We start from the raw sequence: 14,002 nt of genomic DNA, 5'->3' as shown, positions 1-14,002 counted from the left end.
GGCTGACGACGTGAGCGAGGGGAACGAACCACCACCCCACCAACCGCAGGCGCCCCGCCCGACCCGACCACCCCCGGGAAGCCGCGCCAGTTCCCCGAGGGAATCGAGGCCCCCGCCGGAGGCGCCGGCTCTTCATCACAGCCCTTGCCCTTGCCCTTGCCCTTGGCCTTGCTCTTGCTCTTGCTGTTGCTCTTGCTCTTGCTCTCGCTCTCGCTCTCGCTCTCGCTCTCGCTCTTGCTCTTGCTCTCGCTCTCGCTCTCGCTCTCGCTCTCGCTCTCGCTCTCGCTCTCGCTCTCGCTCAGCTCTCAGCGCGCCTGATCTCGCTACAACCCCAGCGACTTGGCGATGATGGTCTTCATCACCTCGCTGGTGCCGCCGTAGATCCGCGACACGCGGGTGTCGGCGTACAGCCGCGCGATCGGGAACTCGGTGATGTAGCCGTAGCCGCCGTGCAGTTGCAGGCACTTGTCGATGACCCGGCCGGCGGCCTCGGTGCAGAACAGCTTCACCTTCGCCGCGTCGGCGACCGTCAGCTCGCCGGCGTCGTGCAGGTCCAGGGCGCGGTCCACCATGCACTGCGCGGCCTCGACCTCGGTGGCGCATTCGGCGAGCACGAACTTCGTGTTCTGGAACGATGCCACCGAGGTGCCGAACACGGTGCGTTCGCGGACGTAGTCCAGGGCGAACCGCAGAGCCGCCGCCGCCGAGGCGTAGCCGCCGACCGCGATGGCGAGGCGCTCCTGCGGGAGGTTGTGGGTCAGGTAACTGAATCCCTGGCCGGCTTCGCCGAGCAGGTTCTCGACCGGGACCAGGACGTCGTCGAAGGCCAGTTCGGCGGTGTCGGAGGTCTTCAGGCCGATCTTGTCGAGCTTGCGGCCCACCGAGTAGCCGGGGGACGTGGTGTCCACGCACAGGATCGACAGGCCGCCGCGCCGGTCCCCGGGGGTCGGCGGTGCGGTGCGCGCGACGACGAGGACCAGGTCGGCCAGCGCGCCGCCGGTGATGAAGGTCTTCGCGCCGTTGAGGACGTAGTGGCGGCCGTCATCGGACAGCTTCGCGGTGGTCTGGATGCCGGCCAGGTCCGAGCCGGTGCCGGGCTCGGTCATCGCGATCGCGGTCATCAGGTCGCCGGAGACGAAGCCCGGCAGCCAGCGTGCCTTCTGCTCCTCGGTCGCGTAGGCGAGCAGGTAGGGGAGGATCAGGCCGACGTGCACGGTCGTGGTGCCGAAGGTCACCCCGGCGCGGGTGGTCTCCTCGATCACGACGGCCTGGTACTTGAAGGTGCTCAGGCCGGCGCCGCCGTACTCCTCGGGGACCCCGACGCCGAACACGCCGAGTTCGCCCAGGCGCCGGTAGAACGCGCGGGGCGGATGGCCGGCCTTCTCCCATTCCGGGTAGACCGGCACCACTTCCTTAGCGATGAAGTCGCGCAGCATGGCGCGGAAGGCTTCGTGGTCCTCGGTGTAGACGGTGCGGCGCATGGCGCCAAGCTACCCGTGGGTATCGCGATGTGCCACGGGTGCCGCGGCTCCCGTCAGAACGCGTCGGGGGGCGGCGCGGGCGACGGCTTCGACTCGGCGTCCGAGACCGGCTTGGCGCCGCCCTGGAAGGCCGTCAGTTCCTCTCCGTGCAGAACTCGGCACGGAAAGGGATCGGAGGCCGCCCGGCGCACGAGGCCCTGGATCGGCAGCGGGGCGTCCGAGGCCAGCAGGACGACGTTGCCGAACTTGCGGCCGCGCAGGATGCCGGGGTCGGCGAGCAGGGCCACGTGCGCGAAATGGTGCCGGGCGTTGGCGATCTGGGTCCGGGTGAAGGACAGGCCGGTGCCGTCGCCGTCGGCGAGGTTCGCGGCGTGCACGCCGTCGGGGCGCAGCGCCCGCTTCGACAGGCCGACGTACTCGGAGGACGTGAGGTGCCCGGGGACGCGGGCCGCGGCGTAGACGTCGGTGACGGTCATGTCGAAGGCGCCTTCCGGGACCCGGCCCAGCAGGTCGCGGGCGTCTCCGCAGCGCAGGCGCACGCGGGCGTTGCGCGGCAGGGGGAGCTCCTGGCGCACGAAGTCGAGCAGCTTGCCGTCGATCTCCACCACCTGCTGGCCCGAGCCCGGGCGGGTGACGGCGATGTAGCGGGGCAGCGTCAGGCCGCCGCCGCCCAGGTGCAGCACCCGCAGCGGCGCCCGCTCCGCCGCGGCGAGGTCCACCATGTGCGCGATCTGGCGCACGTACTCGTACTCCAGGTGCGTGGGGTCGTCGAGGTCGACGTGCGAATGCGGGATGCCGCCGATCATGAGCTGGAAGGCGTTCCGGCGGTCCAGATCCCGCAATAGTTCAGGCGGTTCCTCGGCGTCTCCGGGCAGGTCCCATGTCTTGTCGTGCGACGTGTTTTCGCGGGGCATGTCTCACATCTTTGCTCTGATCGGGCGAACTCGCTAAGCGGCTCGGTGTGCCTGGCGGATGATCTGTCGATAGGCCGAAAGTGTAGGCACATGCCTGAGAGAACCGGTATTCCCCGTTCACGTCGTTCGTTCTTGGCCCGCACACTGGCTTCCGGGGCCGCCGCCGCACCGCTGTTGACCGGAGCCGAGAACGCCGCGGCCGCGGCCACCGCGCTCACCGGGAAGCCGCCCGCGGCGCCGCTTCCGGGGAGCCGGGAAGAGGCGCGCGACGAGGCGCGCTGGCAGACCTGTCTGGGTCTGGCGCGACAGCTGTTGCTGGTGGGGAACGAGAACGAGGACCTGAAACTCACCTATCTGCGAACCCTGATCGACCACGGGCTGCCCCGGACGACCGCGCCCAAGCGGGTGCTGGTGGTCGGCGCCGGCATCTCCGGACTGGTGGCGGCCTGGCTGCTGAAGGCGGCCGGGCACCACGTCACCGTCCTGGAGGCCAACGCGAACCGGATCGGCGGCCGGATCAAGACCTTCCGGGTCGGCCCGGAGACCTCCGAGCCGCCGTTCAGCGACCCCGCGCAGTACGCCGAGGCCGGCGCGATGCGGATCCCGAGCCAGCACCCGCTGACCCTGGCCCTGGTGGACAAGCTGAAGCTGAAGCGGCGGCCGTTCTACAACGTGGACGTCGTGCCGGGGACCGGGAACCCGGACGGGACGCCGCCGCCGGTCACGTACAAGGCGTTCACGGGGGAGACGTGGAGCAACGGCACCGGGCCCGGCGGGTACCGGGCACCGACCCAGGCCTCGAACACGTGGGTCCTGGCCAACGGCGTGCGGGCGCGCAAGTCCGAGTACGGCGACCACCCGGCGGCGATGAACCGCGGGTTCGGGGTGGCGGAGTCGATGCTGAACACGACGACGCACGCGGCGCTGGACGGGATCCTGGCGCCGGTCTACGACTACTACTCGAAGCGGGAGAAGGACGGGACCCGGACGCTGAAGCCGTTCGACCAGTGGGTCGAGGGCTGGGCGCGACTGCTATACGACTTCGACGGCTTCTCCATGGGGCGGTTCCTGACCGAGTACGCGCGCCTGGGCGACGGATCGCTGGAGGCGATCGGGACGATCGAGAACCTGACGTCGCGGCTGCCGCTGGGATTCCTGCACAGCTTCCTGGACGCGTCGGACATCAACCCGAACGTCACGTACTGGGAGCTGGAGGGCGGGACGGCGACGCTGCCGTACGCGATGCTGCCGCAGGTCGCCGACACGGTGGTGATGAACCGGCGGGTGATCGAGCTGGAGTACTTCGACCCGGAGCGGGCGTCCCAGGCGGTGCACACCGACGCGAAGAACCGGGTGTGGGCGCGCACGGTGCAGGAGACCGGCAGCGACGACGTCCCGGGCACCGAGGTGCCGGGCAGCTTCCACGAGTTCACGGCGGACGTGGCGATCGTGACGATCCCGTTCTCCGCGCTGCGCCACGTAACCATCAGCCCCCTGATGTCCTACAAGAAGCGCCGTGCGGTGATCGAACTGCACTACGACGCCGCGACCAAGGTCTTGCTGGAGTTCAACCGCCGCTGGTGGGAGTTCACCGAGGACGACTGGAAGCGCGAACTCGACGCCCGGCAGCCCGGCCTCTACGACAGATACCAGGCCCGACCCGGCGGTGTCCCGGCCGTCCACGCGACCGGCGGCGGCTCCGTCACCGACATCCCCAACCGCTTCGTCTACCACCCCTCCCACCGCATCGGCGACAGCCAGGGCGGCGTCATCCTGGCCAGCTATTCCTGGGCCGACGACGCCCTCCGCTGGGACTCTCTCGACGACGAAGAGCGCTACCCCCACGCCCTCCGCGGCCTCCAGCAGCTCTACGGCACCCGCATCGAGGCCTTCTTCACCGGCCGCGGCAAGACCCAGAGCTGGCTCCGCAACCGCTACGCCCTGGGCGAGGCCGCGGTCCTGACCCCCAACCAGCTCACCCAGCTCCACCCGGCCATCGGCACCCCTGAAGGGCCGCTCCACTTCGCCGGCGAACACACCTCCCTGAAACACGCCTGGATCGAAGGCGCCCTCGAATCCGCGGTCAGAACCGCCCTCGAGGTCAACGCGGCATAGGTACACGTTCGAGGGACTTTTCGGTACGAACCGCCTCCCGTGGCAATCACTGAGGCAGGCGGGGACGGCGCCGGGGCCGCGCAGGTGGACGCGGCCCCCGGCGTCGAGAGGTGTCGAGGTGCCGAGAGGTGTCGAGGTGCTGAGAGGCGTCGATGCGTCGAGAGGCAGGAACCGCTGGGGGAGCCGGGCGCTCGGGGGCGCCTGACAGGGGGTTGCGATGGGGCGAGGGTGAGGCGGCGGTGGTTGGGCCGAGCGGTGGGGCGGCGGGGGCTGGCGGCGCGGTGAGCGCGGTGGTTCGGGTCGCCGGGGGCTTGGTAAGGCGCTGCGGGCGCTAGTGGGTTTCCTTTTGTTGTCAGGACCCTGAGCGGGGGGACGGAGGCGGCGGAGCCGTGGTCGATTTCGGACTCGGCGTCGGGGTCGCGTTGTGTGTGCACATCGGTGTGCTCGGCGCGGGCTTTGACCTTGCTTCTGGTGGAGACCGGCAGCCACCGGTGGTGGCTCCTGCAGCGACTGCTCTGCCTCCGGCCGAACCGTCACTCGCGCGGGTGATGCGATACTCGCCTACCTCGCTGCCGAGCCGTCTGCCACTCGACGATCCGGATCCCGAGCCGTCGCCCGTCGAGCCGGGCCTGCCCTCCGATCCGCTCCCCGTCGAGCCGGGCCTGCCCTTCGAGCCGGGTCACCAGCAGCATCTGCCGTTGCCCGGCACGCCGAAGCCGACACCGCCGCCGCCCCCCAAGCCCACCCCGCCCCCGCCTCCCGAACCGACGCCTCCCGAACCGACGCCTCCCCCGCCCCCACCGACCCCCTGCCACTGCCCTCCGCCTCCGAAACCGACGCCGCCTCCGGTGCCCGAGCCGAAGCCGGCCAAGGTTGCGCCGCCCGCGCCGCGCACGGTGGCGCCGCCGCGGCCCAGGACTCTGATCACGCCGGCCCAGGCGGCGCCGCCGCCGGATCGGCGGGACGACGGGCCCGACTGGGGTCTCGTCTCGCTCGTCGCCCTGATGGTCCCCGCGGCCGTCGCGGCCGGCGCCGCCGCGGGCGGTGCCAGTGCCGGTGCCGGTAGCGCTGGTGGTGGTGCCGGCGGCGGTGGCGGTGGACCTTCCGGACCGGCAGCAGGAGGCAAGTCATGATGGTGTTCTGGGCGATCTTCTCGCTCGTGGTGGGTGTCGTCGTCGCCGTCGTGGCGTCGGTGCTGCTCGGGCGGACCGAGCGGGCGGCGTCGGGGGCGTACAACCCGCAGGCGTTGTCGGTGATCGGGAGCGCGCTGCTGTCCTCGTTCATTCTGGTGACCGCGTTCCTCATCGCCGGGACGTGGTCGACGTACAACACCGATCGTCAGCACACGTACGACGAGGCGCGGTCGGCGACCACCGCGTACTGGCTGGCGGGCAAGTTGCCGGTCGCGGACCGGGACCGGGTGCGGGGTGAGCTCACCACGTACGTGAACCAGGTCATCAGCAGGGACTGGCCCGCGATGGGCGGCCATCAGACCTCGGACGAGGCCAACGCCACGCTGGACGGCCTGCGGGCCGACGTCGGGGCGATACGCCCGGCCGACGCCGCGGCGGAGAAGAAGCGGGCCGACCTGGCGGCGGCGCTCGACGACATCTACTCCAAGCGGCTGATCCGTGCCGCCGACGTCAACTACGACATGCCCAAGGTGCTGTACGTCGCGCTCATCATCGCGGCGATCCTGCTGATCGGGTATCCGCCGCTCGTCGGGCTGACCGCCAACGGCCGCAACGTGGTGCTGCTGGCCGGGCTGGGCGCGATGGTCGGGCTCGGGATCTTCATCGTCATGGCCCTCTCCCACCCCTACGGCGAGCCCCTGCGCATCCAGCCGAGCGCCTTCCGACACGCCCTGGAGCGGTTCGCGCAGATCAACGGATGACGCAAGTAGCATCCGTTACCGAGTCGTTGTCAATAAACCCGTGATCGGAAACACTCCCGGCGACTAGATTTCGCCGCAGTTTCCCTACGTAAACGGGAGGTGTCTCGTCTCATGTCAGAGTACGAGCGGAGTACTAGGGGTCAGGTGTTGACACCGGCCCGGATCATCGCGGCGATCTGCGTCATCCTGCCCTTCGTCGCGGTGCTTTATGTGCCGATATACGACAAGGACGAGTCGGAGCTGGGCGGTTTCCCGTTCTTCTTCTGGTGGCAGTTGTTGTGGGTGGCGGTCACCGCCGGCCTCATGGGCCTGGCGTACTACGTCGTCCGCCGGGAGGAACTGGCCCGCAAGGCGGCGTCGGGGGCCGGAAACGTTGCCGTGCCCGATGCGGTCCAGGACACCGCTCCGGACGCCGTCGCGGACGCCGACACTCAAAACGCTGAGGAAGGGGACGCCGAGTGAGCACCATCTTCACCGCCGCCGCGCCGGCCGCGCCGAGCGACATCCCCACCCCCGACGTCGGCTCGCACGGCATCAACCAGACCGAGCTCGTCGTCGTCGTCTTCTTCTTCCTCCTGGTCTCGGTCCTCGGCTTCCTCGCCGCGCGCTGGCGCCGCGCCCGCCAGGCCAACCACCTGGAGGAGTGGGGCCTGGGCGGACGCAGCTTCGGCGGCTGGATCACCTGGTTCCTGCTCGGCGGCGACCTGTACACCGCCTACACCTTCATCGCGGTTCCCGCGGCCCTGGTCGGCGGCGCCTTCGGGTTCTTCGCCGTGCCCTACACCATCATCGTCTGGCCGCTGGTCTTCCTGTTCCTGCCGCGTCTGTGGTCGGTCTCCCGCAAGCACGGCTACGTCACGCCCTCCGACTTCGCACGCGGCCGGTACGGCTCCAAGGGACTGGGGCTCGCCATCGCGGTCGTCGGCGTGGTGGCCACCATGCCCTACATCGCGCTGCAGCTGGTCGGCATCCAGGCCTGCCTGGACGTGATCGGCATCGGCGGCAAGGGCTCCTCGACGTTCGCCAAGGACCTGCCGCTGTTCATCGCCTTCGCGGTGCTGGCGGCCTTCACCTACACCTCGGGCCTGCGCGCCCCGGCGGTGATCGCGTTCGTCAAGGACTTCCTGATCTACCTGGTCATCATCGTGGCCGTCATCTACATCCCGACCCGCTTCACCGGCGGCTGGCACGGCATCTTCCACGCCGCCTCGACCGGGCCCACCGGCAAGACCAAGCCCGGCTTCCTGTCGCTGAACGACCACAACGGCAAGGCCAACGCCTTCCCGTACGCGACCATCGCGCTGGGCTCGGCGATGGCGCTGTTCATGTACCCGCACGCGCAGATCGGCGTGCTGTCCACCAAGTCCCGCAACACCGTGCGCAAGAACCTGGCCGGACTGTCCGTCTACTCGCTGGTGCTGGGCCTGATCGCGCTGCTCGGCTACATGGCGCTGGCCGCCGGCTTCAACGGCACGGCGACCGGCCACCTGGACGGCAACCCGCAGCACGCGGTGCCGGCGCTGTTCGACGCGGTGTTCCCGTCCTGGTTCGCCGGGGTCGCCTTCGCGGCGGTCGCGATCGGCGCCCTGGTGCCCGCGGCGATCATGTCGATCGCGGCGGCCAACCTGTTCACCCGCAACATCTACGTGGACTTCATCAAGCCCGACGCGACCGCGCACCAGCAGGCGCAGATGTCGAAGTTCGTCTCGCTGCTGGTGAAGTTCGGTGCCCTGGCCTTCGTGCTGGGCCTGGACGCCACCAGCGCGATCAACTTCCAGCTGCTCGGCGGCGTGCTGATCCTGCAGACGTTCCCGGCGATCGTCATAGGCCTGTTCAAGCGCTGGTTCCACCGCTGGGCGCTGATCGCCGGCCTGGTGACCGGCGTGGTCTACGGCGTCGTGGTGGCCTGGCAGCAGAAGAAGCTCTCCGCCGACGGCAAGGTGCTCCAGAACCACTTCGGCGCCCAGATCGCCAAGGTCCCCGGCACCCACCTGTACGCGTACATCGCGATCACCGCGCTGGTCCTGAACCTGATCGTGACCGTGGTGCTGACGGTGGTGTTCCGGGCGCTGAAGGTCGCCGAGGGTGTCGACGAGACACAGGCCCACGACTACACCGCCGACGACGGTGACACGGATCTCCCGGATCTGGTCCAGGCCGAGCCGGCGCTGGCCGAGCTGTAGGCCGGGGCTCGAAGAAACAGGCTCCGGGCCGCTTGGCGGCCCGGAGCCTTCCCGTGGTCTCCCGGGACCTCCGCGGATCTACGCCGCGAGACCGACCGCCCGCGCGTACCGCCGCCGATGCCATGCCGGCGTCCCGAACAGCTGCGCCGTCGCGTGCGCACGCTTGAAGTACCAGTGGATCGGGTGCTCCCACGTGATGCCGATGCCGCCGTGCAGTTGGATCGCCTCCCCGGCGATGGTCGAGAAGGCTTCGGAGCAGTAGGCCTTGGCCCGCGACGCCGCGACGCCGACTTCGTGCCCCGACGCTGCGGCGAACGCGGCGGCGTAGGAGGCCGAACGCGCCGACTCCAACAGCGTGTACAGATCGGCCAGCCGGTGTTTCACCGCCTGGAACGAGCCGATCGGCCGTCCGAACTGCACGCGCTGCTTCGCATACGCGAGCGTCAGGTCGAAGGCCCGCTGAGCACCGCCGACCTGCTCGGCCGAGATCATGACGCACGCCAGGTCCAAGATCCGGTCCAGTACCGGAGCCGCGTCCGCGCTCAGCAGCCTCGCCGGCGAACGCTGGAACCTGACGACCGCCTGCGGCCGGTTCGGATCCACGGTCTCGACCGGGAGGACCGCCGCGTCGCCCGCCGTGACCGCGAACAGCCCGAGCCGCGAACCCCCGCCGTCCACCACCCGCGCCGGAACCACGAAGAGGTCCGCCTCGGCACCGTCCAGCACGTGCTCCTGCGAGCCCGCCACGGACCAGGTCCCGTCATCGGAGCTCTCCGCAGCGGTCTGGAACTCCTCGCCCCACGCGACCGTGGCCCGCACGTGCCCGTCAGCGATCCCCGGCAACAGCGCCGTCTTCGCATCCGCCGAGTCGGCGGCCAGAATCGCCTGCGCGGCCAACGCCGTGCTCAGGAAACCGGGCGCCGCCAAGGCCGCACCGAGCTCCTCCACTACCACGTGCGTCTCCACCACCGAGAACCCGGCGCCGCCGAACTCCTCCGGGATCGCGAGTGAGTGCGCTCCGACCTGTTCGGCGAGCAGCCGCCACACGTCGCCGCCGGCGGTCCGCTCCAGCAGCGTCCGCACCGTCCGCCGGAGCTCTTCCTGTTCAGGGTCGAAGCGCATGCCGCGGACCGTAGCGGGCCCGGCGTGAAGTGGCCAGAGCGGTCTCTCCGGCGCTACCGCGCGTCCCGCAGCGTCTCCACCGGCACCGCGGGCAGCCCGTCGATGCTGACCGCGTTCTTGCGGGCCACGTAGTCGATGTGGAACTCCTCGTCGCGCCGCCCGAAGTACTCGGCGAGCAGGCGGCGCTCGCCCTTGTACTCCATGAACGGCACCGCGTACCCGCACGAGTCGCTGACGCGCGTCGCCGTCACCAGCACGATGGCGCGGGGGCCCGGATCGGCGGCGGCCGCGAACAGCCCGACGTACTCGTCCCACCGCGGGTCGTCCCTGAACACCACCTCGCCCCGGCCGTGGACGCGCACGATGTTCGGCGGGCCGCCGAACGCCGCCCACATCAGGGTGATGCGACCGTTCTCCCGCAGGTGCGCCAGGCTCTCGGCGCCGCTGCCGGTCAGGTCCAGGTACGCGAGCTTGTCCGGTCCGAGGACGGCCAGCGAGCCGAGTGTCCCCTTCGGCGAGACGTTGACGTGCCCCTCCGCCGCCAGCGGCGCGGTGGCCACGAAGAAGAGCGGCTGCGCCTCGATGAACGTCCGCAGCTTGTCGTCGATGACCTCGTGCACATTCACCATGATCCGAGTCTCGCCCGATGACCGGATCGTGGGCAATGTCGTCTCAGGATACGGGCGCCTGGTACGGTGTCAGCCCTCGTCGTCCCGGGCCCGATGCGGACGCGGCGCCAGCGAGGGCGAGCCGGCCGGCAGCGGCACCGGAGCGGTGGCCCGCCCCGAGGACCGGAGTTCGTCCAGATCGCGGAGCATCTGGTCGGCGAGGTCGCGCTCGGCGGCGTGATACCGCTCGGCCCACTTCAGGGCGATCTCCGGGTACGCCCACGCCGTCTCGTCATGCGCGGCCTGGGAGTCTTCGGCGGCCTCGGAGCGGCGTCGCTCGGAGTTGTCGCGGTGCTCGGTCACGATCTCGCGGAGCCGGTCGGGCTCGGTCAGGTGGCCCAGCCAGACCCGCAGCAGCACGCCGTGTTTGAGGACCGGCACCTCGACCGGCGCGGTGCGGGCCCACGTGCGCACCGCGGCGCGTCCGGCGTCGGTGATGGCGTAGACCCGCTTCCCCCGCACCTCGTCCTGCATCACGGTCCGGGAAGTGACGTAACCGTGCCGCTCCAGGCGCTTGAGCTCGCCGTAGATCTGGCTGAACGACGGCGACCAGTAGAACAGCTTCAGCGACCAGTCGGCCCACTTCTTGATGTCGTACCCGGACAGCTCCTGCTCGAACGACAGCATGCCGAGCACCGCCCAGCTCGTCGCCGGCAGGCGCGGGTCGTCGGCCTCGGCGCCGGAGTCCGCCGCTTCGTCACGTGTTGGAGGGGCCACGACGGTAAGCGTAACGGCTCGACTCGCTCACTCCTCGTGCCGTCGCGTGCCGTCGCGTGCCGTCCGCGTGCCGTCCGCGTGCCGCCGCGGGGCGCCTCGACCTCGGCGCCGGGCCCCGAACCGGCCGAGGACACCGAGGACGACGACAACGCGGCCGTCCTCCGGTCGGAGCGCGAGGCTCTGGTCGCGCGGCTGCACGAGGCGGACATCCCGGTCCGGCCGAGTTCCACCGGAACCTACAACGTCGACCACGCTTACGGCACCGCGGCGCGGGCGATGGAATACGTCGAGCAGCTCGCCGCCATCGGAGTCGAAGAGGTGATCTGCCTGATCCAGATGGGCACCGTGCCGACGCCGCCGCGATGGAGACCGTCCGGCAGTGGGGCAGCCACGTGATTCCGCAGTTCAGGACACCACCCGGAGGAGACCGATGACGCTGGACGCGCAGGCCCGCCTGATCGTGGAGGCCCTCACCGCGATGTTCCCGGACCTCGGCGGCACCGTCACCGAGGCGGCCGAGGCGCGCGCGATCCTGGCGCTGGCGCCGCGGCTGCCGATCCTGGTCGAGCTGCCGTCCGTGACGGACCGCGTGATCCCCGGTTCCGGCGCCGCGCACGACATCCCCGTGCGCGTCTACCGGCCCGTCGCGGATCAGGACGCTGTGACGCCGGTCGTGGTGTTCTTCCACGGCGGCGGCTTCGCCATCTGCAACGTCGAGCTCTATGACGGCTTCTGCCGCGAGCTGGCCCGCTCCACCGGTGCGACGGTGGTCTCGGTGGAGTACCGGCTGGCGCCGGAGACGCTGTATCCGGGCGGTCTGGAGGACGCCTACGCGGTCACCGCCTGGGTCGCCGAGCACGCCGCCGAACTGGCGGTGGATCCCGGGCGGCTCGCGGTCGCCGGGGACAGTGCGGGCGGCAACTTCGCCGCCGTGGTGTCGCTCATGGCCCGGGACCGTGCCGAGCGCGGCTATGCGAGCCCTGATATCCGCTACCAGGTGCTCGTGTATCCCCCGGTGGACTTCGCCGACACCGCCGACGACTTCCCGTCGAGGACCGAGAACGGCGAGGGGTACTTCCTGACCACGCGGCACCTGGTGTGGTACGACGCGCAGTACCTGCAAGGCGCCGACCGTGCGGATCCCTACCTCTCGCCGCTGCGCGCCGCGGACCACGCGCGCCTGCCCGCTGCCTGCGTCGTCACTGCTGAACACGACCCGCTGCGCGACGAGGGCGACGCCTACGCGGCCAGACTCGCCGCGGCCGGCGTCCCGGTCGAGCACCTGCGGGTCGAGGGCATGTTCCACGGCTTCCTGACCATGCCGCACCCCACCGCCGACCGGGTCCGCGCCGCCGTGTTCGAGGCGGTGCGGGTCGCGCTCACCTGATGGTCACGTCGGCGTTGCTCGTGGCGACGTGGATCTCGTTGGGGGCGAAGCGGTCCTGCTTGTTCTTCAGGTTCGGGGTTCCGTTGCTGGTGCTGACGAAGTCGTAGTAGGGGGTCTTGCCGTCGGTGGTGATGTCCACGCCGCCGTTGGAGGTGGAGACCGTGATCACCTTCGGAGCCCCGGTGAACGAGGCCTCGACGCCGGCGTTGGAGGTCACCAGGGACATGTCGGCGTCGCCGCCGAGCCGCCCGGCGGTGATGCCGCCGTTCGCGGTGCGCAGGTCGACGCCGCCGTCGACGTCGTACACCTCGATGCCGGCGTTGGACGTCGTCACCTGGACGGCGATCTCCGGCGGCACGCGGATGTCGATGTCCGCGCCGCCGCAGCCGCCTCGCAGGCAGACCTTCTTGAGCGTCAGCACGCCGTCCGAGACGTTCTGGTCCAGCCGCAGCGGCGCCTGGGAGGAGCCGTGCCACGTCAGGTCGGCCGTGCCGCGCACCCCGGACATCGTCGGGTCGCCGCTGACGTGCACGGAGCCGTCCGCGTCCTCGATGACGACCTTGGACACCTTCCGGGTCTCGGCGATCTGCACCGTCGTGTGCTTGCCGTCGATCGATCCGGACATCACCAGCGCCGCGGCGCCGGCCGGGACGGCGACCGCCGCGACGATGCCGATCAGGGCGACGGTGCTGATCCGGACCGCGGCGATCGGGCGGCGGGCCGGCGAGGGGCTCTTCAGAGTGTCGCTCACTGGATGGTCACCTTGCCGTTGGTGGTGGTCACGTCGATCTCGCGCGAGGCGTAGCGGTCACCGACGTTGCCCAGTTCCTGGCCGCCGTCGGTGGTGGTGACGTTGTCGTAGTACGGGGTGCGGCCGTCGGTGGTGATGGTGACGTCGCCGTCGCCGCTGCTGACGGCGATCCGGTCCGGCGCGCCGGTGAAGGCCGCGCGCACCGTGCCGTCCGTCGTCGTGAAAGACGCCGGGCCGGAGCCCAGCCCGAAGGCTTCGAGGTCGCCGTCGAGCGAGGTCAGGTCCACCCCGCCGGCGACGTTCCGGACCTGGATCCGCCCGCTGGACGTGGCGGCCCGCACCGAGATCCCCGGCGGCACGCGCAGCGTGATGTCGATCGAGCCGCAGGCGCCGGGCGAGCAGTCCTTGGACAGGGTGAGGACGCCGTCCGCGACGCTCTGGTGCAGCACGGGCCGCGGTCCGTGCACGCCTTTCCACTGAACCTCGGCCTGGCCGCGGGCGTCGGTGGCCGCCGCGTCGCCGGTGATGAAGACGTCGCTGTCGGAGTCCTCCACCACCACCCGGGTGATCGGCCCGGTCGGCGTGATCGCGACCGTGGTGTGCTCGCCCGTCACCCGCCCGGAGATCGCGACGGCCGTCGCCGCGGCCGCGGTCGGCACGAGCACCGCCGCGACCACCCCGACGAGGGCGGCGCTGCTGATCCGGACAGCGCCGATCGGCCGGCGGGTCGGAGAGACGTCTTGGGTCATGACTCGATGGTGGCTCGGCGG

The 14,002-nt window shown here is 70.7% G+C and carries 13 protein-coding genes; 6 read left to right on the top strand and 7 right to left on the bottom strand.

Annotated elements, in window-relative coordinates; all coding sequences use genetic code 11:
* Positions 1-323: 323 nt before the first annotated feature.
* Positions 324-1,481, bottom strand: a complete 1,158-nt coding sequence (locus ABD466_RS24085) for an acyl-CoA dehydrogenase family protein (protein WP_344659416.1) — start codon at positions 1,479-1,481, stop codon at positions 324-326.
* A 53-nt stretch (positions 1,482-1,534) separates the two neighbouring features.
* A complete protein-coding gene (locus ABD466_RS24080; RefSeq protein WP_344659415.1) occupies positions 1,535-2,395 on the bottom strand; it encodes a spermidine synthase in 861 nt (286 codons plus the stop codon).
* Positions 2,396-2,485: 90 nt separating this feature from the next.
* Between ABD466_RS24080 and ABD466_RS24075 the strand changes: the two genes are divergently transcribed.
* From ABD466_RS24075 to mctP, 4 genes are all read left to right on the top strand, one after another.
* Complete coding sequence (locus tag ABD466_RS24075) at positions 2,486-4,510, top strand: flavin monoamine oxidase family protein (RefSeq protein WP_425558721.1); 2,025 nt, start codon at positions 2,486-2,488, stop codon at positions 4,508-4,510.
* Positions 4,511-5,639: 1,129 nt separating this feature from the next.
* Positions 5,640-6,404: a bestrophin-like domain gene (locus ABD466_RS24070; protein WP_344659413.1), complete on the top strand. Its 765-nt coding sequence runs from the start codon at positions 5,640-5,642 to the stop codon at positions 6,402-6,404.
* A gap of 111 nt (positions 6,405-6,515) precedes the next feature.
* Positions 6,516-6,866 carry a DUF3311 domain-containing protein gene (locus ABD466_RS24065; RefSeq protein WP_344659412.1) on the top strand — a complete coding sequence of 117 codons (351 nt, stop codon included), beginning with the start codon at positions 6,516-6,518 and terminating at the stop codon, positions 6,864-6,866.
* A 41-nt stretch (positions 6,867-6,907) separates the two neighbouring features.
* Positions 6,908-8,587 carry a monocarboxylate uptake permease MctP gene (mctP, locus tag ABD466_RS24060; RefSeq protein ID WP_344659422.1) on the top strand — a complete coding sequence of 560 codons (1,680 nt, stop codon included), beginning with the start codon at positions 6,908-6,910 and terminating at the stop codon, positions 8,585-8,587.
* A 78-nt stretch (positions 8,588-8,665) separates the two neighbouring features.
* Here mctP and ABD466_RS24055 read toward each other — a convergent pair whose 3' ends face one another.
* The 3 genes from ABD466_RS24055 to ABD466_RS24045 form a co-directional block, all read right to left on the bottom strand.
* The gene (locus tag ABD466_RS24055) at positions 8,666-9,709 is read right to left on the bottom strand and encodes an acyl-CoA dehydrogenase family protein (protein ID WP_344659411.1); all 1,044 of its coding nucleotides are present in this window, start codon (positions 9,707-9,709) and stop codon (positions 8,666-8,668) included.
* Positions 9,710-9,762: 53 nt separating this feature from the next.
* Positions 9,763-10,338, bottom strand: a complete 576-nt coding sequence (locus ABD466_RS24050; protein ID WP_344659410.1) for a pyridoxamine 5'-phosphate oxidase family protein — start codon at positions 10,336-10,338, stop codon at positions 9,763-9,765.
* Positions 10,339-10,407: 69 nt separating this feature from the next.
* The gene (locus ABD466_RS24045) at positions 10,408-11,094 is read right to left on the bottom strand and encodes a helix-turn-helix transcriptional regulator (RefSeq protein WP_425558720.1); all 687 of its coding nucleotides are present in this window, start codon (positions 11,092-11,094) and stop codon (positions 10,408-10,410) included.
* 36 nt (positions 11,095-11,130) lie between these two features.
* Between ABD466_RS24045 and ABD466_RS24040 the strand changes: the two genes are divergently transcribed.
* Positions 11,131-11,490, top strand: a complete 360-nt coding sequence (locus ABD466_RS24040) for a hypothetical protein (protein WP_344659409.1) — start codon at positions 11,131-11,133, stop codon at positions 11,488-11,490.
* A gap of 34 nt (positions 11,491-11,524) precedes the next feature.
* A complete protein-coding gene (locus ABD466_RS24035; RefSeq protein ID WP_344659408.1) occupies positions 11,525-12,481 on the top strand; it encodes an alpha/beta hydrolase in 957 nt (318 codons plus the stop codon).
* Here ABD466_RS24035 and ABD466_RS24030 read toward each other — a convergent pair.
* On the bottom strand, positions 12,474-13,232 hold the full coding sequence (locus ABD466_RS24030; RefSeq protein ID WP_344659407.1) for a DUF4097 family beta strand repeat-containing protein: 759 nt from the start codon (positions 13,230-13,232) through the stop codon (positions 12,474-12,476). The genes ABD466_RS24035 and ABD466_RS24030 overlap by 8 nt on opposite strands.
* Positions 13,229-13,981 carry a DUF4097 family beta strand repeat-containing protein gene (locus ABD466_RS24025; RefSeq protein ID WP_344659406.1) on the bottom strand — a complete coding sequence of 251 codons (753 nt, stop codon included), beginning with the start codon at positions 13,979-13,981 and terminating at the stop codon, positions 13,229-13,231. Before ABD466_RS24025 ends, ABD466_RS24030 begins: the two co-directional genes overlap by 4 nt.
* Positions 13,982-14,002 lie beyond the last annotated feature (21 nt).

Origin of the sequence: Catenulispora subtropica (genome assembly GCF_039531675.1) — a bacterium.
Taxonomy (GTDB): Bacteria; Actinomycetota; Actinomycetes; order Streptomycetales; family Catenulisporaceae; genus Catenulispora; species Catenulispora subtropica.
This window is presented reverse-complemented; position numbering and strand designations above follow the sequence as displayed.

Coding starts and splice junctions, on each gene's coding strand:
- ABD466_RS24070 (WP_344659413.1), top strand. CDS start 5,640: ATGATGGTGTTCTGGGCGATCTTCTCGCTCGTGGTGGGTGTCGTCGTC.
- ABD466_RS24085 (WP_344659416.1), bottom strand. CDS start 1,481: ATGCGCCGCACCGTCTACACCGAGGACCACGAAGCCTTCCGCGCCATG.
- ABD466_RS24055 (WP_344659411.1), bottom strand. CDS start 9,709: ATGCGCTTCGACCCTGAACAGGAAGAGCTCCGGCGGACGGTGCGGACG.
- ABD466_RS24025 (WP_344659406.1), bottom strand. CDS start 13,981: ATGACCCAAGACGTCTCTCCGACCCGCCGGCCGATCGGCGCTGTCCGG.
- ABD466_RS24075 (WP_425558721.1), top strand. CDS start 2,486: ATGCCTGAGAGAACCGGTATTCCCCGTTCACGTCGTTCGTTCTTGGCC.
- ABD466_RS24080 (WP_344659415.1), bottom strand. CDS start 2,395: ATGCCCCGCGAAAACACGTCGCACGACAAGACATGGGACCTGCCCGGA.
- ABD466_RS24065 (WP_344659412.1), top strand. CDS start 6,516: ATGTCAGAGTACGAGCGGAGTACTAGGGGTCAGGTGTTGACACCGGCC.
- ABD466_RS24035 (WP_344659408.1), top strand. CDS start 11,525: ATGACGCTGGACGCGCAGGCCCGCCTGATCGTGGAGGCCCTCACCGCG.
- ABD466_RS24050 (WP_344659410.1), bottom strand. CDS start 10,338: ATGGTGAATGTGCACGAGGTCATCGACGACAAGCTGCGGACGTTCATC.